We start from the raw sequence: 25065 nt of genomic DNA, 5'->3' as shown, positions 1-25065 counted from the left end.
AAACAGGCATCAGTCGCGCGGACGCTCCCGGTAGACCCAGAAAGGCCGCGCGGCTTCCTTCGCTGCCTGCTCCCGGGTGATGCCGATATCGGCCAGCTCATCATCCGTCAGTTCAGACAATTGCGCCCGTGTCCTGCCGACAGTCAGCCACATGGCCAGCGTCGCGATCACGGCCTTGAGCAGACCGGAAAAGCGGCGTGCCGGACGCGCTTCACGCAAGACAATTTCTGGCTCTTCGCACTGATGAACGTGGGACATGTCACTCTCCAAGCGGTACAATTGATACAATCTCGTTTCATTGACCCCGTAACGCTGTATGAATTGACTCACCTCCCGGTGCAAGCTATAGAATTGTCACCATGACAAATTGGCTCCCTGACCTCCCCTCGGGCAAAGGCCCGCTCTATGTGCGGCTCGCCCAGCGCATTGCCGATGACATCGTCTCCGGCGCCCTGCCTGCTGGAGCAAAGCTGCCGCCGCAGCGGGACCTCGCCTATGACCTGGGCGTCACCGTTGGGACGGTGGGCCGCGCCTATGGCATCGTGCGCGAGCGCGGGCTGGTCAGTGGCGAGGTCGGCCGGGGCACCTATGTGCTCGCTGGCGGCGCAGCACCGCAAGCCGCCGGCCCGGTGAACGGGGCCGCCTCCCCTGCCTTGTCTCATACCCTTGAAGAAAAGCCGGTTGCGATACCCGTCAGCACCCCCGCATGGACACATCTGGCGATGGCCAATCCGGATCCGGGCTTTGGCGGCACCCGTCACGCTGTCGCCCCAACCGGTGCCTTGCGGCTGGACAGCACCTCCGCGCCGGAAGTCGGGCAGGCACAGGCGATTGAGCGGGTCATATCCGAAATAGCCCGCGAAATGCCGCATGAGATCGCCAGCTACACCCGGCTGGTGCCGGACAGCTGGCGGCTGGCCGGCCAGCAGTGGCTTGCCCGCTGCGGCTGGACGCCCGCATCAGAAACGATTGTTCCCACCACGGGTGCGCGCGGCGGGCTGATGGCCATCATCAGCGCCACCACGATGCCCGGCGACCGGGTGGTCTTTGAGGAACTGACCTACAGTTCCATCGCAAGAGGCGTCACCCTGACCGGCCGCCAGCCGGTGGCCGTGGCGCGCGATGACGAAGGCCCAATTCCGGAGGATCTGGCCCGCCTTTGCGCCCAGCAGCATCCGCGCGCCATCTTCCTGATGCCGACCGTACACAATCCGACGCTGGGTCAGATGAGCACGGCACGTCAGGCAGAGATCATCGCCATCGCCCGCGAGCACAATCTCTGGATCATCGAGGATGAGGTCTACGGCTCCTTGCATGCAGGCGGCATCCCGCCCTTCGCAGAGCTTGCCCCGGAGCGGACCTTCCATGTGGGCTCCCTGTCCAAATCCGTCTCGGCAGGCATTCGCGGCGGCTGGATCGCCTCCCCCCCGAGCCACGCGCAGCGGCTGTTCACGGCTCACAACATGCTGACGGGAGGCCTGTGCTTCCTGATGGCGGAACTCGCCGCCCGGCTCGTGCTTTCCGGCACTGCCGACGACTTGCGGCAGCGTATCTTGCAGGAATTGGCCGCCCGGCACGAGATCACGATGGGTCTTCTTGCCGGACAGACCTTCAACGCGTCTCCGCAAACGCCCTTCATCTGGCTGAAGCTGCCGGAGCCCTGGATGTCCGGAACCTTCAAGACCGCCGCCGCCGCGCAAGGGGTGCTCGTGGATGACGAGGACGAGTTCAAGACCGGCCGCAGCGCCCGCGTCTATCACCGGGTCCGGCTCGGCACCAGCAACACCCACACGCGGGAAGAACTGATCAAGGGCCTCGGCATCATCCGCGATCTTCTGCGCAATGCCAGCACCGGTTACGACAGTTTCGAATAGAGTGGAGGCCCTCCCCTGAACGGGAGGGCCTCCATAAAAGATCATAGCAAGATCAGCGCGTGGCCCGCAACAGGGCGTCGATGCGGGACAGGACCTCGTCGGAGGCCCGCTCCATGGCGGCGATTTCAGCTTCGGCGCCCTTCATATCCCCCTTCGCATACAGATCCGCAGCCTTCTTGCCGTGGGCATGCACAGCCTCATGCACCGGCAGAAGTGCCGTAAAGGCGGGATTGGAGCGCAGCGCCTTGTCGGACACCGCGTCATACCACTTGCCCAGGCGGCACTGGTGATGATCCGAGAGCTCCGCACTCTTCAGGCTGTTGAGGCCGACGAGCATTTCCGAGAGCCGTTTCTTCCACAGCAGATGATCGGACTTGGCCCGGTGCAGCACGTAGTTGCGCACATTGCGCCCTTCGAGGCTGGCAAACTGGGTGTTGATCACGGCTTCGGAACTGCCAACCGCCTTGATGACATCATCAGCATAACGGCTTGCTGCCTGAGAATGGCTGGCAACGGCATGAATGCCTTCGGCAATCTCCCGCACCGCTTCGCTCTGCGCCTGCAACAGGCCGGAGATGGCGTTCATGCGGGAACTGTTGGAGCCGACATGCCCCAGCACCGAGCCGATCTTCTCGGCGGCTTCTTCAGCCTGTTCCACGCTGGAGCCCACAAGGTCCTGCACCACCGAAACAGTGTCCAGAACCTCGGAGACATGCACCTGCAGCCGCTCGATACGGGCACGGATATCGTCCGTGGCCTTCTGCGTCTGGCCGGAAAGCTGCTTCACTTCGCTGGCCACCACGGCAAAGCCCTTGCCGGCTTCACCGGCCCGCGCGGCTTCGATGGTGGCGTTCAGCGCCAGGAGGTTCGTCTGCTGGGCAAGGCCGTCAATGGTCGAGACAAACATGCCAATCTGCTCGGCGGCAGCCGCAAGCTGGCGGGCGCCCTCGCTCATGCGGTCAAAGGAATCGCCGATACGGCGGGATGACACGGCGGCGCTGCGGGTGGCGGCTGCCCCGCCATCCAGCACGGAATGGGCCTCCTCCATGGAAGAAGCCGCTTCGCTTGCCGTTGCTGCGATCTGCTCGATGGAGGCCGTCAGTTCGTCAACTCCGCCGGAAATTGCCCGGGCGCGATTGTCCGTCTCCCGGATTTCGCCGGTGATCCGTGCCGTGGCGGCCATGGCACGGCTGGCCTGAAGGGAGTAATCCACCGTCTGCTGCAGCTGCGTCTCGTTCTCCCGGTCGAGAGCCATCTTCAACGAAGTGAGGGCGGAGACAACTTCAGCCGGCAAACTGCCGGTTCCCTGAAGCTCCAGATGCCCTTCAACGGCACGCAATGCGCCCACAAGGGCTGCTACATCAAATTCTGGCTGCTTCACCGCAATGGCGGGCGCTGCAGACTTCAAGCCGAACATCATGACCTCCCGAGGATATCTTTCTCAGAGGTATCGGCAAATGACTGAAGCAATCTTTAACTTTTACAGTGACTTGCATGCGTAAAAATCCGAGGGCGGCAGTCCCTGCCCGCACTTTACGCCGGCCGTTGCAGCGAAGGCAGAAGGGAGCCTGAGGAGGGCTGCACGGCACGCATCAGGCTGTCCATGGGCGGCAAACAGATGCGGTTTCACACTTCGGCCAAAATAGCCCCAGGAAACCGCGCAACAGTCTCCCATTCCTGCCGATGATCTGTTAAACCGGCCCCGAACATCATCCCCGGCACGACCCTGCCAGACGACTGCGGACGCCCATGATCCCCAACGACATCAAAATCACGCCAGATCTCGTCGCGGCCCACGGCCTGAAGCCCGACGAATACCAGCGCATTCTGGATCTGATCGGCCGCGAGCCGACCTTCACCGAACTCGGCATCTTCTCGGCCATGTGGAACGAGCACTGCTCCTACAAGTCCTCGAAGAAGTGGCTGAAGACCCTGCCCGTAACGGGCGAGCGCGTGGTGCAGGGCCCGGGCGAGAATGCCGGTGTCGTGGACATTGGCGATGACGATGTGATCGTCTTCAAGATGGAAAGCCACAACCACCCGTCCTACATCGAGCCCTACCAGGGTGCGGCGACGGGCGTGGGCGGCATCCTGCGTGACGTCTTCACCATGGGCGCACGCCCCGTGGCGGCCATGAACGCCCTTCGCTTCGGCGCCCCGGACCATCCGCGCACCCGCCACCTCGTCTCCGGCGTCGTCGCCGGTGTGGGCGGCTATGGCAACTCCTTCGGCGTGCCGACGGTGGGCGGCGAGGTGGAATTCCACCCGCGCTACAACGGCAACTGCCTCGTCAACGCCTTTGCCGCAGGGCTTGCCAAGAAGGACGGCATTTTCCTGTCCAAGGCCGAAGGCGTCGGCCTGCCGGTCGTCTATCTGGGTGCCAAGACCGGCCGCGATGGCGTGGGCGGTGCGACCATGGCCTCGGCCGAGTTCGACGACACCATCGAGGAAAAGCGCCCGACCGTGCAGGTGGGTGACCCCTTCACCGAAAAATGCCTGCTGGAAGCCTGCCTCGAGCTGATGGCCACTGGCGCCGTCATCGCCATTCAGGACATGGGCGCGGCCGGTCTCACCTGTTCCGCTGTCGAGATGGGCGCCAAGGGTGACCTCGGCATCGAGCTGGACCTCGACAAGGTGCCGGTGCGCGAAGAGCGTATGACCGCCTATGAAATGATGCTGTCGGAAAGCCAGGAGCGCATGCTCATGGTGCTGCGCCCCGAAAAGGAGCAGGAAGCCGCCGCCATCTTCCGCAAGTGGGGTCTGGACTTTGCCATCGTCGGCATGACCACGGACACGCTGCGCTTCATCGTCAGGCACCAGGGCGAGGTCGTGGCCGACCTGCCGATCAAGGAGCTGGGCGACGAAGCCCCCGAATATGACCGCCCCTGGGTGGAGCCGGTAAAGCGCCCGCTGCTGGATGCAGCCAGCATTCCCGCCCCTGCCGACTACGCCGCTGCCCTGCTGCAGCTGGTGGGCGGCGCCAATGGCTCGTCCCGCCGCTGGGTCTACGAGCAGTATGACACGCTGATTCAGGGCAACAGCGCAGCCCGTCCGGGCGGCGATGCTGGTGTCATCCGCGTCAATGCCGCAGGCAAGGGCCTTGCCTTCTCCGCCGACGTGACGCCGCGCTACTGCGAGGCCGATCCCTTCGAGGGCGGCAAGCAGGCGGTGGCTGAAGTCTGGCGCAACCTGACCGCCACCGGCGCCGAGCCGCTGGCCGTGACCGACAACCTGAATTTCGGCAACCCCGAGAAGCCGGAAATCATGGGCCAGTTCGTCTTCTGCATCAAAGGCATCGGCGAGGCCTGCCGCGCGCTGGACTTCCCCATCGTCTCGGGCAACGTCTCGCTCTACAACGAGACCCACGGCCAGGCGATCCTACCCACCCCGGCCATTGCCGGTGTCGGCCTGCTGCCGGATGTGAATGTGCGCGCCTCTTCCGCCTTTGCGCAGGACGGCGACGTGATCTTCCTCATCGGCGGCACTGGCACGCATCTGGGTGCCTCGCAGTATCTCTACGAGGTGCTGGGCCGCGAGGAAGGCGCACCGCCGCCGGTGGATCTGGCAGCCGAGCGCCGCAACGGCGATCTGGTGCGCGGCTGGATCCGCGAGACCCGCGTTTCCGCCGTCCATGACATCTCCTCCGGCGGCCTTGCCGTGGCGCTGGCCGAAATGGCCATGTCCGGCAAGCTGGGCGCAAGGGTGAAGGTGGAGGGCCCGGCGCATGCCGCCCTCTTCGGCGAGGATCAGGCCCGCTACGTGGTCACCGTCAAGGCCGATGAGGCCGATGGCCTCGAAGAAGACGCGCTGGACGCAGGCGTTGCCGTGGAGCGTCTCGGTGTGGTGGGCGGCAGTGAATTGACTGTCGAGGGCATCCTCACCATATCCGTTGCAAAGCTCAAGGAAGCACACGAGAATTGGTTCCCCAGCTTCATGGCGGCCGGCTGACGGCTGCCATACTCCGCCACAAGCGGATGGAACTTCAGAGGGAAGAGGACTGACCACATGCCGATGGACGCAAACGAGATCATCACCCTGATCAAGGCCGCCCTGCCCGACGCAACCGTCGAGGTGCGCGATCTGGCGGGCGACGGCGACCACTACGCCGCCAACGTGGTCTCGGAATCCTTCCGCGGCAAGAGCCGCGTCCAGCAGCATCAGATGGTCTATCAGGCGCTGAAGGGCAACATGGGCGGCACGCTGCACGCCCTTGCCCTGCAGACCAGCGCCCCCGATTGAGGAATGGACTGAGACTGAACCGGCGCGGGCCAGCCGGAGCCGCAAGGCACAGGCCCGCAGCTGATTTGTAAAACGCACAGGCCGGCCCAAGCCCGGCCCATCAGGGACAAGGCTCCCGGAAGGACATGGCAATGAGCATCCAGGACTGGATCAAGAACGAAGTCGAGACGAACGATGTCGTGCTGTTCATGAAGGGCACGCCAAACTTCCCGCAGTGCGGCTTCTCCGGCCAGGTCGTTCAGATCCTCGACTACATCGGCGTGCCCTACAAGGGCATCAACGTGCTGGAAGATGCTGACCTGCGCCAGGGCATCAAGGACTTCACCAACTGGCCGACGATCCCGCAGCTCTACGTCAAGGGCGAATTCCTCGGCGGCTGCGACATCGTGCGCGAGATGTTCCAGAATCAGGAACTCCAGGCCGTCTTCACCGAAAAAGGCATCCCCACGACAGCCGCCTGATGCAGTTGAAGTGAGCGCTTGAAAAGGCCGGAGCGTCAACCGCTCCGGCTTTTTTGTGTTTTAAACGCGCCCCTGTGAGGGGGCGACCACGCCACTCGGCAAGACGATTGCGAAGACATCGTTTCGATCCGCGCCCCTGTGAGGGGGCGACCAGCGGTCGATGCCGGATCGGCGTGCGGCAGGATGCGTTTCGATCCGCGCCCCTGTGAGGGGGCGACCCGAAACGGTCTACCGGCTGACCGGCGTTGACACGTTTCGATCCGCGCCCCTGTGAGGGGGCGACTGGCCGAACCAGATGAAACCGGGATAACGGACCATTGTTTCGATCCGCGCCCCTGTGAGGGGGCGACCAGATTGCGGCTCAGACCACAGGACAGGAGACGGTTTCGATCCGCGCCCCTGTGAGGGGGCGACGGCGTCTGGCAGTCAAGCTCGCGAATGATGGCCGTGTTTCGATCCGCGCCCCTGTGAGGGGGCGACCCCGCCTCGATGCCGTCGCGGCCGCCGTCACAAAGTTTCGATCCGCGCCCCTGTGAGGGGGCGACCGCGAAGCCGCCAGCGCTTGCCGGGCAATCGCGGTTTCGATCCGCGCCCCTGTGAGGGGGCGACGCTCTACAGGGCTGCGGCAGAGGCAATATATGCCGTTTCGATCCGCGCCCCTGTGAGGGGGCGACCAGCGCTCTATACGCCTCACCATGACGTGAACGCAGTTTCGATCCGCGCCCCTGTGAGGGGGCGACACCGGGCCGGGGTGGTGTCGGTGGAACTGTTGGAGGTTTCGATCCGCGCCCCTGTGAGGGGGCGACGATCTGGCTGGTTCGTTGCTCAGTCCTCTGGGCGGTTTCGATCCGCGCCCCTGTGAGGGGGCGACTTGACCCGCGTGCCTATCCGCAGGTGCAGGCACTGTTTCGATCCGCGCCCCTGTGAGGGGGCGACTCGGGCACCCAGCCTTCAAGGCCCGCCATCTGGTGTTTCGATCCGCGCCCCTGTGAGGGGGCGACGTGCTGATGATCGATTGGGTCGAGGAGACCCGCGTTGTTTCGATCCGCGCCCCTGTGAGGGGGCGACCGGCGTGCGGCCCAGCACCCAGGCGCGGGGCTGCTTGTTTCGATCCGCGCCCCTGTGAGGGGGCGACGGCTTTGATGCGGCGGCGGAAGGCCAGGCTTTCCAGTTTCGATCCGCGCCCCTGTGAGGGGGCGACGCGGCAATCGAGTCGAGATTGGAGCCCGACGCATGTTTCGATCCGCGCCCCTGTGAGGGGGCGACCAACGTCCGACGTTGAGCACGTTTTCTTTGTTGAGTTTCGATCCGCGCCCCTGTGAGGGGGCGACCGCGTCATGGCGATTTATGACGCTGAGCGGCCGGGTTTCGATCCGCGCCCCTGTGAGGGGGCGACCCCTGCATCACCATGCGGATCTGCACGAGCGGCGGTTTCGATCCGCGCCCCTGTGAGGGGGCGACGTGACGCAACGAAATATGCGGGCAGCGCCCTCGGCGTTTCGATCCGCGCCCCTGTGAGGGGGCGACCCCGGTTTCCCCTGCCGTGGTGTCCCAGGCGGTGGGTTTCGATCCGCGCCCCTGTGAGGGGGCGACCATCAGCGGTTACTACACCGTGCAGGCGATCAACGTTTCGATCCGCGCCCCTGTGAGGGGGCGACTGCGACCGTGCGCGAGGGCGACGGCCGGAAAGCCGTTTCGATCCGCGCCCCTGTGAGGGGGCGACCTGTCTACCGCACGGAATCCGTGCCCGGCACCGATGTTTCGATCCGCGCCCCTGTGAGGGGGCGACACGCTGGGCGAGGTGGTGAGGGACCTGGCGGAGGTTTCGATCCGCGCCCCTGTGAGGGGGCGACGATTTGGGCAACAAGCTGATGGATGCGTTACCGGTTTCGATCCGCGCCCCTGTGAGGGGGCGACAGGTCTGAAGGTTGACTTCGATGACATCTCGAGACGTTTCGATCCGCGCCCCTGTGAGGGGGCGACCGTAGAACGACGATCCAGTCACCTCGCGATATGTGTTTCGATCCGCGCCCCTGTGAGGGGGCGACACAGCGCCCATGCCGAGGCGATGCGGGCAGCGGCAGTTTCGATCCGCGCCCCTGTGAGGGGGCGACAACTGCAGCTCGGCCAGATGGTCCAGCAGAGCCTGTTTCGATCCGCGCCCCTGTGAGGGGGCGACACAAGCCTCACGCAGACCTGGCGCTCGGCTGGGTGTTTCGATCCGCGCCCCTGTGAGGGGGCGACGCGGCTTGCCGGTGGCGTCGTGGTGGGTTTCCTCGTTTCGATCCGCGCCCCTGTGAGGGGGCGACGCCGGTGCCGCTGCCAATCACCCGGTCAGGGTGGTTTCGATCCGCGCCCCTGTGAGGGGGCGACGCCGGTGCCCTGGCTCTGACGCCACGCGTCCAGCGTTTCGATCCGCGCCCCTGTGAGGGGGCGACACCATCCTTCAGCGCACGGCGGCCAACGTTCTTAGTTTCGATCCGCGCCCCTGTGAGGGGGCGACCTCGCTCAAAGTCGCGTCCGGTTGACATAGGCACCGTTTCGATCCGCGCCCCTGTGAGGGGGCGACGCCAGCGCGCAGATATCCTTCAGGCGCTGCTGTTGTTTCGATCCGCGCCCCTGTGAGGGGGCGACAAGAGGATCAAGGTGCGCGACATGCGCGCCATCATGTTTCGATCCGCGCCCCTGTGAGGGGGCGACAAATTTATTGCTCATTGCCATCTCCTTGCCCGCCATGTTTCGATCCGCGCCCCTGTGAGGGGGCGACCGGGACCCGTGAAAATAAGACAGATTGCTCAAGGGGTTTCGATCCGCGCCCCTGTGAGGGGGCGACGCGGCTGGCCAGAGCGGCATTGCCATTCACGAGCTGTTTCGATCCGCGCCCCTGTGAGGGGGCGACTTCTGATTGGACTTGCCGGACGGTTCCGGCTGGGGTTTCGATCCGCGCCCCTGTGAGGGGGCGACCCGTGATCTGCTTCGAGTGGCTGCAGCGGCCGGAGTTTCGATCCGCGCCCCTGTGAGGGGGCGACGACCGAGAGTATCCCGGTCAACCAGTCTTTGCCGTTTCGATCCGCGCCCCTGTGAGGGGGCGACTCACAGATCCGGCCGAGCAGGCCGCCGCGCTGATCGTTTCGATCCGCGCCCCTGTGAGGGGGCGACTGTGTTCCCGGCGCACACCGAGGTAACCCGCATCGTTTCGATCCGCGCCCCTGTGAGGGGGCGACGGCTTCCGGCCAGTCGTCAAACCAGAGGTCGAGCGTTTCGATCCGCGCCCCTGTGAGGGGGCGACCACCGCTGGTGATGGCGTTGTCGCGGGCCGTCTGGTTTCGATCCGCGCCCCTGTGAGGGGGCGACGATAGGTGGCTACCCATGACCGCGTCGGTTTTCACCGTTTCGATCCGCGCCCCTGTGAGGGGGCGACGTCATGATTTGCTGCTCTTTTTCGCTCTGGTTGCGGTTTCGATCCGCGCCCCTGTGAGGGGGCGACCAGCTGCTCGAGCGTCCCGAAGTTAAGCGCCGTCGTTTCGATCCGCGCCCCTGTGAGGGGGCGACACCTTACTTATGGAGCAGCGATAGCCTTTGCCCAGTTTCGATCCGCGCCCCTGTGAGGGGGCGACCTGCGGGCAGCCACGCCCCCCACTGCTTGAAAAAGTTTCGATCCGCGCCCCTGTGAGGGGGCGACGCGGTCAGCGTCGGTGCGGTCCAGTTGGTGCAGGCGTTTCGATCCGCGCCCCTGTGAGGGGGCGACGTGCGCGACCGGCTGAACTTGGCCGCGTTGACCCGGTTTCGATCCGCGCCCCTGTGAGGGGGCGACATGGTTTACTCCTTGCGCAAAGAGTACAAAACGGGTTTCGATCCGCGCCCCTGTGAGGGGGCGACGGGACGCGACAACCTACGCCGGCAGCGCCCTGCAGGTTTCGATCCGCGCCCCTGTGAGGGGGCGACTGCGCCGAGCCGTGCGCTGGTGAGCCAGTTGACGTTTCGATCCGCGCCCCTGTGAGGGGGCGACGCGCATCGACTACGGCCCGACCATTCAGGTTTGCGTTTCGATCCGCGCCCCTGTGAGGGGGCGACCCGGGCTGATCGTCACCGTGCCTTCCTCGACAAGGTTTCGATCCGCGCCCCTGTGAGGGGGCGACATCCTGATAGCCAAATCCGAGCGCCTCGAAGGCGTTTCGATCCGCGCCCCTGTGAGGGGGCGACCGCTCTGCAACTGCACCACCGTGCGCGACCGGCTGTTTCGATCCGCGCCCCTGTGAGGGGGCGACTGTTTAGTCCTAACAGTTTGGCCGCAAAATGCAATTCCGCTCCGTTGCGCGATCCTGCGGGAAACAGGCTGACAAGGATTGAGACAGACGGCAGCAGGATGCAGAGCAGGGGAAAAAAGACAGCGATGTCAAAGAACGGGGCGGAGCGCGAACCTGCCGGGGAAACGGGTCACACTTCAGGTTCGCGCCCGGCACAAAAGCCTGCTGCGCCGCACCGGGCCACGTGCGCAGGTGCAACGAACTGCCCTAGATGATCAGCGGGCCGTTGAGGTCAGCGGCGGGCTTGGCGCCCACGTGTTCCACCCGGCGCTGCCAGTTCGCCCCCAGATAGTAATAGCGCAGGCTGTCCGTTTCCAGATCGACGATGCCTTCCAGCCGGGCTTTCAGCATGGTCCATTGTGCCGGGTCCACCTCGATCTCGAAAACCGAATATTGCACCCGCTGGCCATAGTCGCGGCAGGCCTTGGCAACGCGGCGCAGGCGCCCTGCCCCGCCGGGACCGGACGTGTTCACATCATAAGTGACGAGCACGAGCATGAGGCCGCCTCACTTCCAAAACCAGGGGGGATAGGCGTCAAGATCGCCGCGCAGATGGCGGGAGAGAAGCTGCGCCTGAAGATAGGGCACGAGGCCGAGGGGCGCCTTTTCCTCCAGGAACGGGTGCTGGCGCTCCTCGCGCTTGCGCTCCTGCCAGGCGGTGAGCACAAGCTTGCGCGCCTCATCGCCCAGAAAGACGGCGCCGCCATCGCGCAGCTCGAAATCTTTTGCCCGGAGCTGGCGGCGGTTGAAGAGAGACAGGGCCAGCCGGTCGGCCAGCACGGGCCGCAGTTCCTCCATGAGATCCAGCGCAAGGCTGGGCCGTCCCGGCCTGTCCCGGTGGAGGAAGCCGACCGCCGGATCAAGGCCGACGCTTTCCGCTGCGCTGCGGCAGTCATGGGTGAGAAGGGTGTAAAGGAAGGACAACAGCGCGTTGACCGGGTCCAGCGGCGGCCGGCGGGAACGGCCGCGAAAATGGATCTCCGCATCCGGTGAGCGGATCAGATGGTTGAAGACGCCGAAGTAAAGCTGTGCTGCCTCCCCTTCTGCGCCGCGCAGCAGGTCCAGCCCCTGCAGCACCTCCAGCTTTTGCAGCAGGCGGGCCATGCGGCCCGTGGCATGGTCCAGCGCCTGCCGGGCCTCCTCCGGCGTGTCAGCGCCATGGTCGCGGAGGTGCCGCATGAGCACGCTGCGCTGATTGGCGATCTTACCCATGATAAAGCCGCGCACGATGCTGTCCGGATCTTCCGAGGCGGTGTATTGCGCCCGCCGCAGAAGCACATTGCCGCTGACCGCCCCTTCCACACGGGCCAGAAACCGGCCGTTCCGCTCCAGCAGAACGATGGTGATGCCACCGGCGGCACAGGCACCCATCAGCGCCGGAGACAAAAGAATGGGGCCGAAGGTAACAAGGCCGCCCAGCATGTGCAGCGGCACGCGGGCGCGCTCCACGCCTTCCACCTCGACCACGAGGTTTTCGCCGTCCTTGCGCAGGGCAGCCCCCTCGGTGGTGACATAGACCGTGTTCAGAAGCTTCTTCATGCGCCTTCCTCAGATTCCAGCAGATCCCGGATCTGCCGCGCACGCCAGGCGAGGACGGGCCGTGCCACCTGCTTCGGGCGGCAAAGCTCTGCCAGAGAGCAGGCCCGGCACCGGTCAGCCCGGTAGACGGGTGGCGGTGTGCGCCGGGCGGCAAAGATGGCCGCAAGCTCTGCAATGGTGGCCAGCGTCAGCGCCCGCAGCTCCGCATCGAATGGCACCTCCAGCCGCCGTTTTGGCTCGGCATAGTAGAGCGCGCCTGCGGGCACAGGCTGCCCGGTCATCTCCTCAAGGCACAGAGCCTGCGCACAGAGCTGCACCTCATCGGCCCGGTGCAGCTTGGCCTTGCCGCGCTTGAACTCCACCGGATAGGGCACCTCCCCGCTAGCCTCCTGACCAGAAGGAGCCTTGTGGAACTCCACCAGATCAGCAACGCCTGCGATGTTGAGGCTGCGGCTGGCGAGCGGCAGGGCCGAAACCCGCCGCACGCCGCGCCCGTGCCGGGTGCCCGGCTTGTCTGCCACCGCATGCAGCACATGCCCCTCGGCGGTGAAGCGGTTGTCCGCCCACAGCCGCTCCAGATGGATGAGGGCGGCCTGCCGCAGGCAGTAAACGGCGTGCTGAAGGGCGGAGAGAGGTATTGCCTCCCCCTCGTCCAGCCCCGGTTCTGCGCTGCCGGTCAGGTCCGCCCCCTCGCCCATGGCTTACAGCCGCTCGATGACCTCCACCCCGGCCGGCAGGTTTTCCCGGTCAATGGTGACGATGTAGTCGGAGAATTTGCGGGCCGGCGGCAGGTTGCCAAGGCCCCGGTCGTTGATGGCCCGGAACTCGCCATCCACATTGCGGCCCACCTGCACCCGGTCGAACAGGACGTGGGCAGGCGCCTTGCCGAGGGTGCAGTCATGCCGGAACACGATCAGCTTGCGGCTGGCCATCTCGCCGCGCGCGGCGGAACGGTCATGCTCGAACATATTCTCAAGCGCCTCGAACAAGAGGTCCTTGTCCGCTTCCGAAAAGCCGGTTCGCTCCGCCAGCTTCGCCGAGATGAAGCCATGGGCGCGGTAAAGGCCATAAGGCACGATGTGCTTGCGGCCCATGGTGCGGTTTTCGGTGCGCTCGTTGCCATCCGATCCGGCCTGCTGAGCGGATTTTTCCTTCTCGCTGGTGGCCGCCATGCGGGTGATGGAAACTTCCAGCGGCTGGATCGGCTCGACCGAATGGGAGAAGGTCACCTGCACCGGCCCCCGCACCTGACCGCAATTGATGCCCGTGCTCATGACGGCACCAAAGGTGCGTACATCGAAGAAGTTGCGGCACATGAAGTCGCGCAGCTTCAGCGCCTCCTCGTCATTGGCGGGGTTGAGCGACTTCTCCTTTGCCACCTTTTCCGCATCCGGACGCAGAGCCTTGTAGGCTTCCCGGTGCTTCTCGTTGAGGATGGCGCCTTCCTGCACATAGATGCCGAAACCGGGCTCGCCACTGCGGGCAAACTCCATGTAGTTGCGCACCTTGCGCTTCAGACTCACGTCGGTGACGAGGCCATGGTTCGTCTCCGGGTCCATGCGCGGCAGGTTGCCTGCATCCGGATCGCCGTTCGGGTTGCCGTTGGTCACTTCAAACAGCAGGACGAATTCGTAACGGTTGGCGAGCGTGGTCATTCTGCAGTTTCCTCCTGCGGAGCGGCATCCTTGGCCGGTTTGAAGAATTCATTGCGCTGATGGTAGTAGCCGAGGCCGAAGAGCGCCTGTTCCTGCGGGGCGAGCGCCACGGGGAACGGATCGCCGTCCGGCGACATCTTCTCCATGATGGAGAAGACCAGCTTTTCCAGATTAACCTTCTGGCCCGGCCGCGTCTTGCCCAGCTTGGACAGATGCGGGGCCGAGCCCCTGTCGAGCATGGCAAAAACCTTCTGCGGCTGCGCCGGGGCCGAGCCGTAGAACTTGTCCTTGATGCTGGCGTTGACACCGCCCAGCGCGGCAGACTGGATCTGCTCGTAGACGGCAAACAGCCGCCCCAGCAGATAGCCCTTGTTCTCGTTGTCCGGGTCAAAAGCCACGGGAGCCTCCTTCTCAGGGTGAAGTTTGAAATTGCGGATCAGGACAGCGCGCAGCATCGCCACGCGCAGGGCATTGACATCGCCATCCGCCCGCAGGCGCATCAGCACCGAGGACAGCAGCGTCAGCGGATAGTCACTGCCGGTCAGGATCGCGCGTAGCCACTCCCCGGCAAGATTCGGCGGCACGTTCTCGCTCTTGCCCAGAACGGCTGTCTCGCGGAGGTAGCGCCACAGGGGCGGATTGCCGGAGCGGGGTGGCGGCGCAATCGCCATTTCGGCGGAGAAGCGGCGGTAATTGTCCGCCAGCACGCCGAAATCATCCTGCCAGTAGAAGCGGACCGACAGGCGCGCCGCATTGGGGGCAAGGCCCAGCACGTGAAAGCGCACGCCTTCCGCCAGTTCCGGCTTCAGGTCTGCCAGCCTTTCGCCCGCCCTTATCCGCAGCAGGATGGCCTGCACCTGCTGTGCCTGTGCGCCCATGTCCACCGGCGGCGGCTCGTCAAAGAAGCCGATGGCAACCGATTCCGCCAGTTCCAGCAGCCCGGCATCAAGCCCCTCCTCCTTGGGCTCCGCCCAGAAGATGGTCGAGGCATCACCGAGCTGGAGAAAGTGGCCGCTGCCGCGCTTGAGGCATTCGTTCAGCGCGCCGGTGTAACGCGCTGCCACAGTGGCAGAAACGGGCGCATTGTCGCCCTGTTCATGGCCATAGGAGGTGAAGGCATCCAGATTGAAGGAGACAAGCGAGGCACCGGACGACTGAGCCCCCCAGACGCCCTTGACCGCCGGATGCAACCGGGCGACAGGTGCGGCCTCGCCGGTGACGAGACAGACCGCGAGCCCGCCAGCGCCTTCGGCATTGAGGCGTTCCCATAGCGCCCGTGCGGCGGGGCGCTCATGCAGGAAGCGTCTGCCATGGTCTGCCGCCAGTTCGAAGACGACATTCAGGTCCCGCATCTCATCAGGCCAGAGCGGTGGTGCGAAATTCTTCGGTTTCCAGGACTGGAGAAACAGGCGCAGCGCCTTCAGCCCCGCATCCTCGCTGCCGTCCAGTTCCTTGAGGTGACGCTCCACGAAGGCGGCATGCTCCTCCGCCAGCCGCTTGCCCTCGCCCGCCGTCACGCCCAGCACATAGGCGGTCTTGTCCCAGAGGAAATTCGGCGCCACGCCGGATGTGCGCTTCACCGGCTGGGGAACGGCCATCTGCTTCGGCGGCAGCTTCTTGCTGGTTACGTCGCGCAGGTCGATGACTTCGGCGCAGGTGCCATCTTCCCGCAACGAGATAGCGAAGCTGATCTTTTCGGTCGAGAAGCCCAGCGGGGGAAGCCTGCCTTCGGCCTCCATCCGCTCACCCAGCCGGTTCAGGGCCTGAAGTATCGTCATTTGCGGATCTCCGGTGAGCCGGGCTGCGGCACGTGGAGGACGCCGTCCACCAGTTCCGCCCGGAAGAACATGGACGGACGGTCCGGCCGCGTGTGGTCGATGTCCCACAGCATGAAGCCGAGATCACGGCTGCCAACTTCGGATGCCGGAATGGGCTCGCCTTCGCCGATCAGGCGGAAATCAGCGGCAAACTCCCGCGTGCCGAGGCAGGGCTGGTGGAAGCACTGGCCGCGCGCGGCCCGGCGGTTGAAGATATCGAGGTGCTTGCCCTCGTTGTCGGAGGCATCGGCCCGTGCAGTCAGCTCGAAATGCGCCTCGATGACATAGGCCACATCGACAAGCACGGTGGAGGCCCGCTGCTGCCGGTCCTCATCCACCAGCAGCGCCAGCCCCTCAAGGCTCTCCCGGTTCATCGCCGTGCGGATTTTCCCAGCCGGGGCCTTGTGGCCCACTTCGTTGCGCCGGATGGACTGGAACCGGATGGGCTTCAGCACATGGATACGGTCGATCACCCAGCGGATCGCCGGTTTCCAGTGCACCGCCTCCAGAATGCCCCGGGCGGCAGAGGGCGTCATCACGTCATAAGAGACGCGCTCGACCTTCATTTCAGGTCTGGTGAAACAGGCATAAGGGCCTGAAACATGGAGTTTTATGCCATAGGGCATTGCACATTTGCCTCCCTAGAAAATTGAACCTTCGATATTCAGAAACCCGGCATCATCCCAGAGCAGCCCCAGATCCGGCTTGTACAAGCCGCTCGCCTTTCCCAGCACGGCGAACTGGTCAGCACGCAACTGCGGGGCACGGAAGGAGACGTGGCGAGCGTTGATGAGCAGATCCCGCGCCGGTTTGGGCACCTGCACCACATGGCGCTGCAGCTTGCGGGCAAGGGTGCCGGAGGAGATGGTTTCGACAGACAGCTTATCGATCCACTCCAGCGCCTCGTCGTCATAGGGGATGATCACCGGCACCATGGCGGTCTCGATCATGCGGAACCGCTCCGCGATGCTGCGGTAGGACATCTGCGTGCCCGTCACGTCCCATCGGACGAGATCGAGGATATTCTCCCGGTCAAGGCCTGCGCCGCGCCGCCAGTAAAGCTCCTGGAAATAGGCCTTCACCGCCTCCGGTGAGAACAGGTCGTCGTGCTTGCCGGAGATGCTGCGGAATACCTCGGCGAGCTGGTGCATTTCCCGTGGCGCGGTGTGGTCAGCCGGGGTGAAGACCGTCACCACGCTTTCCTCCGGCCCTTTGCGCCCCTCACGGTTGCAGCGGCCCGCAGCCTGCAGAACCTGATCCAGCCCGGCTTCCGCCCGCCAGACGCGCGGAAAATCCACATCAACGCCTGCCTCGATCAGCGAGGTGGCAATGACGCGGCAAGGGCTGCCGCCTTTCAGGCGCTGGCGCACATCGTCCAGAATGAGCTTGCGGTGCGCGGCGCACTGGCGGGTGGTGAGATGCACCAGCCCCTCCAGCCCTTCGGCCTGCGCCGCCCTGTAGAGATCCAGCGCATGCTTGCGGCTGTTGACGATGACGAGCGCCTGCGGCGCATCACCAAGAGCCCGGACGAGATCATCATCTGCCAGGGTACCCCCGTGACGGATGGTGGCACGCCTGAGCTGCCGTGCAAGGCCCGCCGGATCCGGCGCCAGTTCTCTGCCCTCCAGCGCCAACCCGAGCAACGGGTCATCCACATAGTCCCTGCGGTCCAGTGCAGGCTGGGTGGCCGTGCACAGCAGGATCGTACAGCCGTAATTGCGCGCCAGTTCGTCCAGCGCCATCACCGCTGGCTTCAGCAGATGCAGCGGCAGGGTCTGAGCCTCGTCCAGAATGATGACGCTGCGGGCAATGTTGTGCAGCTTGCGGCAACGGCCGGGCCGGTTGGCGAAAAGGCTCTCGAAGAGCTGGACGTTGGTGGTGACGATGACGGGCGCCGCCCAATCCTCCATCGCCAGCTTCAGCTTGTCACGCTGACCACGGCTGCCAGCTTCATTTTCCTCAATGGCGGAATGATGCTCCAGCACCATTCCGCTGCCCAGCACCTCCTGAAAGATCTGCGCCGTTTGGTCGATGATGGAGGTGAAGGGACAGGCATAGATGATGCGCCGGTGCCCGTGGATCGCCGCATGGTCCAGCGCAAAGCCGAGAGAAGCCAGCGTCTTGCCGCCTCCGGTCGGCACGTTGAGTGAGAAGAGGCCCGGAGCATCGCCGGCACGGGCGCGGACATGGGACAGGATCCTACCCCGCAAGCTGTTGAGAGGGCCAGCCTTCGCCTCTTGCGCCTTGGCTGCCATATAGGCGTCAAAGCCTACCCTCAGGCGCTCCACCTCCCTGCGCAGATCCGGCCACTCACGGTCCGGCGTCTCCTGCGAAATACGGCTGTAGAAGGTCTCCGTGTCCTTGAAGTCCGCATCCACAAGGCAGGAGAAAACCATGCGCCCCAGAAACGCCAGCTGAAACGCCCTTGCGATATCCGGCGACTTGCCGCGCGTGCGCCCGTCCACCCGGAACGTCTGCGGGAAAAGCGGCCCCGCCGCTCCGGTCAGAATCGCCTCAAGCTCCTGCCCCAGTTCTTCCTGCCAGCCGGTATCGAGCGTTGCTTCGTCAAAGGCTTCCAGCCGCTGTGCAAGACTGCGCCCCGCAGCCTCCGGCAGCAGCAACCTGTCCGGCATGCCGCCGTGGTGACCGGCAATGGCATGGGCCAGCAGTTCCAGCACAGCCTTGAGCCCGGGAGCGGCAGTCGCCGCCCTCTGCATGAGAACTGCTGCCCCCGCAGTGGCATGATCCACGGACGAGCCCTTGCCGGCGATGTAGCGCTGAAAGGCCGGATTGTACTTGCCGAGGTCATGCAGAAGACCGGCAAGCCGGGACATTGCAGCCGCCCCAAAGGGCTCTGCAAAGTTGGCCGCCAAGCTGCCAACGTCGCCCAGATGTTCCCTCAGCCCCTGCCACACCTCAAACGGCGCGCCTTCGACCGAATGCGCGAAAAACCTCTCCATCCCTGCCCCCAGCCGTTCCGATGGTTAACGGCATCAGCATCAGAGCGGCGCGGAAAGATAAATGCAAGCAGAAGATGCATAAGTACACATGCTTATTCCTACGTGCTATTCTCCCCCGCCCCTCCTCCCTGAACCGCAGATGAACGGCGGGTTCCGGTGCGGTACAGGCGGGTTTTGGCAGTCTTCGGGACATGAGGCGGGCGAAGGGCCGGCCGGAGTGGAGCGGGGATGGCACCATGGGGATGAAAGCGCTGAGACTGGCAGCACGGCAGGCACGGAGACAGATCCGCAGGATCGCCCGGATGCTGGCAAAGACATTGACCCTGCCGCAGGCGGGTAAGGCAGGAAGGCGCGGCAAGGCGGTTCAGGCGCTGCGTGCGGCGGCCGTGGTGCTGCCGCTGGCGCTCGCAGCCACTCTGGCGGCCGTGGCGCTGATGGGCAGCGGTTCCCGGCAGAAGGATGTGGAACTGGCCCGCATTGATTGCGCCCGGCTGGTCATCTTTGCCCCCGCAGGCAGGATCGATGCCCAGCAGGCCTGCAAGGCCCATGGCGGGCTCGCCGTGCAGGCCGGGGAACAGCCGGATGCCGGGCTCACCATCCTCATCCGCAACCAGCCGGCCGGCGGCTTTGAAGGGCGCGATGCTGTGCCCGGCCCGGACAGGAGCGAATTTTTGGGCGCAGGTCAGGCCCGCGCCGCACTCACGGCCTTCCGGGCTTGAGGCCAGCCGGAAAGCCCGGGAGGCTGGTATTACTCTGCCGCGAAGAGATTGCGCGTCATGGCAAGGCCTGCGCCGCAGGGCTCTTCCGCGTCACGCGCTTCACCGCCGTTGTTCTCGCCGGGGCGCAGGGAGGCGAAGTCGAAGAGGCTGCGGTCGAGGAGATGCGAAGGCCGCGTGTGGGCCAGCGCCCGCGCCATGACGCCGAGACGGCCCGGAGAGGCACGCTCCCAGTCCATCAGCATGCGCTTCACTTCCTCGCGCTGCAACCCATCCTGCGAGCCGCAGAGATTGCAAGGGATGATCGGGAACTGCATGCCTGCGGCAAACTTCGCCACATCGCTTTCGGCGCAATAGGCGAGCGGGCGCAGCACCATCAGGTCGCCCTCGTCATTGACCAGCTTCGGCGGCATGGAAGCAAGCCGCCCGCCGTGGAAGAGGTTCATGAAGAAGGTTTCCAGAATGTCCTCGCGGTGGTGACCCAGCACGATGGCCTCGCAGCCCTGCTCCCGCGCGATGCGGTAGAGGATGCCGCGGCGCAGGCGCGAGCACAGCGAGCAATAGGTCTTGTGCGCCGGGATCTTCGACGTGACGATGGAGAACGTGTCCTCGCGCACGATGATGTTCTCGATGCCGTTCTTTTCGAAGAAGGCCGGCAGGATCTCTGGCGGAAAGCCCGGCTGGGCCTGATCGAGATTGCAGGCCAGAAGATCCACCGGCAGCAGCCCGCGCCACTTCAGATCCATCAGCACCGCCAGCAGCGTGTAGCTGTCCTTGCCGCCGGACAGGCAGACCAGCCACTTCGGCCGTTTCACTGCGGCATCCGCAGGCACCATGCCGTAGTCGTCAATGGCCTGGCGCACCTCACGCAGGAGGCGCTTGCGCAGCTTCTTGAACTCCACCGTCGAAGGCGCGTTGCGCAGCATCACCGGGCAGCCGCTGTCATCCTCCGGCAGGTCCATCAGGGCTGCGGATGCGGCAGCATCGGCGGAGAGGCCCGCCTCGGGGCCGCTGGTCAGGTCGGTGGCACTCATCGTGGTGGTCCGGATTGCGAAAACTGGGCGAAAACTCGCGGGCCCTTGCGCATGCGGAACGCCGCCGCGCGCCCGGCCCTTCCCCTTAGACGGCAGAGCCGCCGCTTGTAAAGGGCTGCAAGGCCACAGGGCCAGCGAAACCCTTCCGGAAGCCGCATTTGGGCATGGGGCGCAAATGGGTTAGACAGGGAAAATGACAATCACTCGCGCGAGTCGGCTCCCCGCATGACCTATTGCCTCGGCATCCTGCTTCGCACCGGCCTGATCCTTGCGTCAGACTCCCGCACCAATGCAGGCGTCGACCAGATCGCCACCGTCTCCAAGATGTCCACCTTCGAGACTCCGGGTGAGCGCATCATCACCGTGCTGTCGGCAGGCAATCTCGCCACCACGCAGGCAGTGATCTCGCAGCTGAAGCAGAGCTATGGCAGCGGCGACTTCCACCGGGACATGACCCAGTCGCTGACCCTGTTCGATGCGGCCCAGAAGGTGGGTGACACCCTGCGCGAGGTGCTGAACCGGGATGCCTCCTTCGTGAAGCCCTATGGCGATCCGGCCGCCTCCTTCCTTGTCGGCGGCCAGATCCGCGACGAGGAGCCGCGCCTGTTCCAGGTCTATTCCGCCGGCAACTTCATGGAAGCCTCCGAGCGCACGCCCTTCCTGCAGATCGGCGAGACCAAATACGGCAAGCCGATCCTCGACCGGCTGCTGACGCTGGAAACGGACCCGGCAGAGGCGGCGAAGCTGGCCCTGCTCTCTTTCGATGCCACCATCCGCTCCAACCTGTCGGTCGGCCCGCCGATCGACCTGATGGTCTATGGCAAGGACAGCCTGACAGCAGAGCACCTGCACACCTTTGACGAGGACGACGCCTATCTCCTCACCCTGCGCCAGGGCTATTCCCAGGGCCTGCGCGACCTCGTGCGCGGATTGCCCGTACCGGAGGTGTGAGAAACAAAAATAGCAAATAAAGAGGGTAATATGACTGAAGTTATCATTGAAATTCAAAACATTATACCAGCAACCGGCTGGTTTTTTGGAGACCGCCACCTCCTCACGAACCCGCTTTCCGAGTATGAGCCCGTTGTCATCTTCGTCCAAGCACTAGTTTTCGACGCTAACTACCCCAAACTGGGAACCGAAAAGAAAGTAATACCCCTTGGAGCAGAAAATTATTCGGATATAAATTCACTTATTGGAATAAATTACTCAGATTTTGAAAAAGAAATTTTCTATATTACTCAATATGAGAACAATTTATAAGATCTATAATAATATTTTTGATTTTAAAACATACAAGAGAACTAGGAACCTTCTTTATAGTCAGAAGCTGATGCCTCCAAAAAACACAAAAAGGCCACCCCGGAGGGCGGCCTTTTCTCCAGCGGGGCTGGAAACCTTAGCGCGAATAGAATTCGACGATGAGGTTCGGTTCCATCTGCACCGGGTACGGCACTTCCGAGAAGAACGGCACGCGGGTGAAGGTGACGGTCAGCGCCTCACAACCATCTGCGCCAGCTCCTGGGCGCGCGTGAGGCAGGCGGGCTGCTGGTCACGGAAGCGCTCAGCGCCGATCTCCATGATCAGCGCCGTATCCGGCAGGAAGCTCAGCTCTGAAAAGATGTCATCCCAGGGAATGTCCCCCCAGCCGATCGGCAGGTGCAGGTCGCCAATGCCAAGGGCTGTGGCTTCGGCAGGGTGGAAGAACTTTTCCATCGTATAGGGCCGCCCAAAACTGTCATGGACGTGCAGGTGGCCGGTGACCGGTGCCATGGCGCGCAGTTCGTCGCGGAAATCGAGGCCCTTGAAGGTGGATTCGATATAGGCATGGCTGAAGTCGATGAGGGCGACGACATTGTCATGACCGATGGCTCTGACCGTCTCAGCCACCTGGCTCGGCGTCTGGCGGTACTGGCCGCTTTCGGTGGTAAAGATGTTTTCAAGCGCGATGCGCACGCCGTAACCTTTGGCCACATCGGCCATTTCGGACAGGGCCTCGCGTTCCATCTGGTCAAGATCGGCGCCATTCTCGCCAGCGCCAAGCTGGGCGGCGCCTGAATGATGAACGAGAATACCGGCGCCCAGGCGGTTGCACATCTCCAGCATGGCCCGCACCACCTGCTTCTGCAGGACCAGATGCTCGCGGTCCATGAAATTGGAGCTGATCTGACCGTGCAGCGACAGCCTCTTGAACGGATACTGGTCAGCGATGCTGGCAACGCGCTGCAAGCGATCCTCGATGATGCGGCCCCCCGAGACGATTTCCTCGCCATAGATGCCGATCTCGCAGGCGTCAGCGCCGGTGTCTGCGATCTCCCGCAGCGATGCGTCAAGCGTGGTGAGGTCGCCCTTGCCTGTACGGTTGCAGAAACCGACGGCGGAAATGATCTGGGTCATGCAAGAACTCCGGTATGGTGGGTCATGGTTGCGCTGCTGCGGACAGCGGCGATATCTGTGGCCGGGAGGGAATATTCGATGCGGCGGCCAGTCTCGCTGTCGAAAAAGTGGAGATGTTCGGGCGGAAGCGACAAGGCGATGGTGTCACCGGCGGAGACGTCTGCGTCTTCGCCAACAGCTGCGGCAAAGGTCTCACCGGCGATCTCGCAATGCAGGACACGGCCCACACCAAGCTCCTCAATAAAATCGATGCGCGCCGGAAGGCCTTGCCTCCCCTTGACGAGGCGGCAGTGCTCCGGGCGAATGCCGATGGTGACGTCACGGCCGCCAAGCGCGCGGGCGGCCAGCGGGCCGATAGGAACCGGTTCGCCGTCGAGCCGCGCGATTGCAGTATCCGCCTCGATACGCGCCGAGAACAGGTTCATCGCGGGGGATCCGATGAACGATGCAACGAAGGTACTCGCCGGGCGGTGGTAGATGTCGAGCGGCCGGCCGGCCTGCTCGACATGGCCGCGGTTCATCACCACGAGCTGGTCGGCCAGCGTCATCGCCTCCACCTGATCATGGGTAACAAACACCGATGTGGCCGCAAGCCTCTGGTGCAGCTTGCGGATTTCGGCGCGCATGGTGACGCGCAGCTTGGCGTCGAGGTTCGACAGCGGTTCGTCAAACAGAAAAACCTTCGGCTCGCGGATGATGGCGCGGCCCATTGCCACGCGCTGGCGCTGGCCACCGGAAAGCGCGGCCGGCCGGCGGTCGAGAAAATCCTGAAGGCCAACGATTTTTGCCGTCTCGGCGATCCGCCTTTCACGTTCCGCCTTTGGCACGCCCGCCACCTTCAGCGCATAGCCGATGTTCCCGGCAACCGACATGTGCGGATAAAGCGCGTAGTTCTGGAACACCATCGCACACCCCCGCTCACGCGGTTCCAACCGGTTGACGACGCGTCCGCCGATGGCAATCTCGCCGGAGGTAATGTCTTCAAGGCCCGCGATCATGCGCAGAAGCGTGGACTTGCCGCAGCCGGACGGGCCCAGGATGACCACAAATTCACCCGAGGAGAAGAACAGATCGATCCCGTGCAGCGTCGGGGTCTTGCCGTAAGTCTTGCGCACCGCGCGGATCTGGATATCAGCCATGATTGTATCCTCGTATCTTCGGAAAGACGGCTCGCGGCGGTCACTTTTCGGTGGAGACCAGGCCACGCACGAACCAGCGCTGCAGAACGGCAACGACAAGCACCGGCGGCGCCATGATGATCAGCGAGCCTGCAAGCGTGACGTTCCAGTCCGGAATGCCGTTGTCGGAAGGCAGAAGCGCCCGCAGCGACACCATCACCGTCTTGTAGGAGGGATCCGTCGTCATCAGGATGGGCCAGAGATACTGGTTCCAGCCATAGACGAACATGATGGTGGTGAGTGCCAGCATGTTGGTGCGCGACAGCGGCAGCAGCATGTCGAAGAAGAAGCGCACGGGGCCTGAGCCGTCCATGCGGGCGGCTTCGGCCAGCTCGTCCGGCAGGGTCATAAAGAACTGCCGGTAAAGGAAGGTTCCGGTGGCCGTTGCAATCAGCGGCAGTGTCAGGCCGGCATAGGAGTTCAGAAGGTTCCACTCGATTGCGATGTCAATGCCGGAAAGCCCGAGGAAGAACTTCACCGGCTGGAACAGATCGGCCGCCACCGCATAGGTCGGCACCACGCGGACCTCGAGCGGCAGCATCAGCGTGATGAAAACGCTCCAGAAAAAGACATGCTTCAGCGGCGTGCGGAAGAACACGATGGCAAATGCGGTGCAGGCCGAGAGCGCCACCTTACCGGCCGTCACCAATGCGGCCATGATCAGGCTGTTTGTCATTGCCGTGCCAAGGTTTGCCCGCGTCCAGGCTGCACTGACATTGGCGAGGAACTCCCCCTGCGGCACGAAGCTGAACGGGACAGCATTTACCTGCGGCATGGTCTGACTGGCGCCAGCCAGCACCACGATGAAAGGTCCAAGCAGGACGAGGAAGCCGGCAGCCATGATGGTGTAGGTCAAGGCGTCGGCATAAGGGGTGCGCTGGATCATGG

The 25065-nt window shown here is 64.2% G+C and carries 20 protein-coding genes, 1 pseudogene and 1 CRISPR repeat array; of the genes and pseudogenes, 7 read left to right on the top strand and 14 right to left on the bottom strand.

What is annotated here, in order from left to right; genetic code table 11:
* Positions 1–9 precede the first annotated feature (9 nt).
* Entirely contained in the window at positions 10–258 is a 249-nt protein-coding gene (locus IF10I1_RS07605; RefSeq protein WP_152967514.1) for a DUF1127 domain-containing protein, read from the bottom strand.
* Positions 259–359: 101 nt separating this feature from the next.
* Between IF10I1_RS07605 and IF10I1_RS07600 the strand changes: the two genes are divergently transcribed.
* Positions 360–1874 (top strand): PLP-dependent aminotransferase family protein, encoded by a 1515-nt coding sequence (locus tag IF10I1_RS07600; protein ID WP_186415027.1) that lies wholly within the window; start codon positions 360–362, stop codon positions 1872–1874.
* Between the two features lie 52 nt (positions 1875–1926).
* Here the strand turns inward: IF10I1_RS07600 and IF10I1_RS07595 are convergent, their stop codons facing one another.
* The gene (locus IF10I1_RS07595; RefSeq protein WP_186391962.1) at positions 1927–3291 is read right to left on the bottom strand and encodes a methyl-accepting chemotaxis protein; all 1365 of its coding nucleotides are present in this window, start codon (positions 3289–3291) and stop codon (positions 1927–1929) included.
* Positions 3292–3623: 332 nt separating this feature from the next.
* Here IF10I1_RS07595 and purL point away from each other — a divergent pair, with 332 nt between their 5' ends.
* The 3 genes from purL (at position 3624) to grxD (ending at position 6574) form a co-directional block, all read left to right on the top strand.
* Entirely contained in the window at positions 3624–5822 is a 2199-nt protein-coding gene (gene purL / locus IF10I1_RS07590) for a phosphoribosylformylglycinamidine synthase subunit PurL (RefSeq protein WP_186415028.1), read from the top strand.
* 57 nt (positions 5823–5879) lie between these two features.
* Positions 5880–6113 (top strand): BolA family protein, encoded by a 234-nt coding sequence (locus tag IF10I1_RS07585; RefSeq protein ID WP_050472653.1) that lies wholly within the window; start codon positions 5880–5882, stop codon positions 6111–6113.
* A gap of 131 nt (positions 6114–6244) precedes the next feature.
* A complete protein-coding gene (gene grxD / locus IF10I1_RS07580; protein WP_019964614.1) occupies positions 6245–6574 on the top strand; it encodes a Grx4 family monothiol glutaredoxin in 330 nt (109 codons plus the stop codon).
* A gap of 56 nt (positions 6575–6630) precedes the next feature.
* Positions 6631–10842: direct repeats of the CRISPR family, unit length 31 nt; unit sequence GTTTCGATCCGCGCCCCTGTGAGGGGGCGAC.
* Positions 10843–11088: 246 nt separating this feature from the next.
* Here the strand turns inward: grxD and cas2 are convergent.
* Genes cas2 through IF10I1_RS07545 form a run of 7 tightly spaced genes read right to left on the bottom strand, consistent with a single transcriptional unit; the run spans position 11089 to position 18852 of the window.
* The gene (gene cas2, locus IF10I1_RS07575; protein ID WP_050472652.1) at positions 11089–11379 is read right to left on the bottom strand and encodes a CRISPR-associated endonuclease Cas2; all 291 of its coding nucleotides are present in this window, start codon (positions 11377–11379) and stop codon (positions 11089–11091) included.
* 9 nt (positions 11380–11388) lie between these two features.
* Complete coding sequence (cas1c, locus tag IF10I1_RS07570) at positions 11389–12420, bottom strand: type I-C CRISPR-associated endonuclease Cas1c (RefSeq protein WP_186391964.1); 1032 nt, start codon at positions 12418–12420, stop codon at positions 11389–11391.
* A complete protein-coding gene (gene cas4, locus IF10I1_RS07565) occupies positions 12417–13118 on the bottom strand; it encodes a CRISPR-associated protein Cas4 (RefSeq protein ID WP_186424421.1) in 702 nt (233 codons plus the stop codon). The genes cas1c and cas4 overlap by 4 nt, the downstream gene beginning before the upstream one ends.
* A gap of 3 nt (positions 13119–13121) precedes the next feature.
* Positions 13122–14075 (bottom strand): type I-C CRISPR-associated protein Cas7/Csd2, encoded by a 954-nt coding sequence (gene cas7c / locus IF10I1_RS07560; protein WP_186424420.1) that lies wholly within the window; start codon positions 14073–14075, stop codon positions 13122–13124.
* Complete coding sequence (cas8c, locus tag IF10I1_RS07555) at positions 14072–15853, bottom strand: type I-C CRISPR-associated protein Cas8c/Csd1 (RefSeq protein ID WP_186424419.1); 1782 nt, start codon at positions 15851–15853, stop codon at positions 14072–14074. The genes cas7c and cas8c overlap by 4 nt, the downstream gene beginning before the upstream one ends.
* Complete coding sequence (gene cas5c, locus IF10I1_RS07550) at positions 15850–16518, bottom strand: type I-C CRISPR-associated protein Cas5c (protein WP_186424418.1); 669 nt, start codon at positions 16516–16518, stop codon at positions 15850–15852. The genes cas8c and cas5c overlap by 4 nt, the downstream gene beginning before the upstream one ends.
* A 15-nt stretch (positions 16519–16533) precedes the next feature.
* Entirely contained in the window at positions 16534–18852 is a 2319-nt protein-coding gene (locus IF10I1_RS07545; protein WP_186424417.1) for a CRISPR-associated endonuclease Cas3'', read from the bottom strand.
* A 302-nt stretch (positions 18853–19154) separates the two neighbouring features.
* Here IF10I1_RS07545 and IF10I1_RS07540 point away from each other — a divergent pair, with 302 nt between their 5' ends.
* Complete coding sequence (locus IF10I1_RS07540; RefSeq protein ID WP_186415030.1) at positions 19155–19571, top strand: hypothetical protein; 417 nt, start codon at positions 19155–19157, stop codon at positions 19569–19571.
* Positions 19572–19600: 29 nt separating this feature from the next.
* On the opposite strand, the gene ttcA is transcribed toward IF10I1_RS07540, so the two are convergent.
* The gene (ttcA, locus tag IF10I1_RS07535) at positions 19601–20530 is read right to left on the bottom strand and encodes a tRNA 2-thiocytidine(32) synthetase TtcA (protein WP_186392056.1); all 930 of its coding nucleotides are present in this window, start codon (positions 20528–20530) and stop codon (positions 19601–19603) included.
* Positions 20531–20827: 297 nt separating this feature from the next.
* On the opposite strand from ttcA, the gene IF10I1_RS07530 reads away from it, so the two are divergent.
* Positions 20828–21553, top strand: a complete 726-nt coding sequence (locus tag IF10I1_RS07530) for a peptidase (RefSeq protein ID WP_050472643.1) — start codon at positions 20828–20830, stop codon at positions 21551–21553.
* Between the two features lie 30 nt (positions 21554–21583).
* The gene (locus IF10I1_RS07525) at positions 21584–21865 is read left to right on the top strand and encodes a hypothetical protein (protein ID WP_186424416.1); all 282 of its coding nucleotides are present in this window, start codon (positions 21584–21586) and stop codon (positions 21863–21865) included.
* Positions 21866–22001: 136 nt separating this feature from the next.
* Here IF10I1_RS07525 and IF10I1_RS07520 read toward each other — a convergent pair.
* The 4 genes and pseudogenes from IF10I1_RS07520 to IF10I1_RS07505 form a co-directional block, all read right to left on the bottom strand.
* Positions 22002–22097: pseudogene (locus tag IF10I1_RS07520) on the bottom strand (30S ribosomal protein S4); the annotation flags it as partial.
* Positions 22094–22999 carry a sugar phosphate isomerase/epimerase gene (locus IF10I1_RS07515; RefSeq protein WP_186391972.1) on the bottom strand — a complete coding sequence of 302 codons (906 nt, stop codon included), beginning with the start codon at positions 22997–22999 and terminating at the stop codon, positions 22094–22096. The gene IF10I1_RS07515 and the pseudogene IF10I1_RS07520, both read right to left, overlap by 4 nt.
* On the bottom strand, positions 22996–24138 hold the full coding sequence (locus IF10I1_RS07510; protein ID WP_186391973.1) for a sn-glycerol-3-phosphate import ATP-binding protein UgpC: 1143 nt from the start codon (positions 24136–24138) through the stop codon (positions 22996–22998). The genes IF10I1_RS07515 and IF10I1_RS07510 overlap by 4 nt, the downstream gene beginning before the upstream one ends.
* A gap of 40 nt (positions 24139–24178) precedes the next feature.
* Positions 24179–25063, bottom strand: coding sequence for an ABC transporter permease subunit (locus IF10I1_RS07505; RefSeq protein ID WP_058899457.1), 885 nt, complete (start codon positions 25061–25063; stop codon positions 24179–24181).
* Positions 25064–25065 lie beyond the last annotated feature (2 nt).

The organism is Pannonibacter sp. I15F10I1, from assembly GCF_900185665.1.
Classification (GTDB): Bacteria; Pseudomonadota; Alphaproteobacteria; order Rhizobiales; family Stappiaceae; genus Pannonibacter; species Pannonibacter indicus.
Note: the sequence above shows the minus strand (reverse complement) of the source record. Positions and strands in the feature narration are given on the sequence as shown.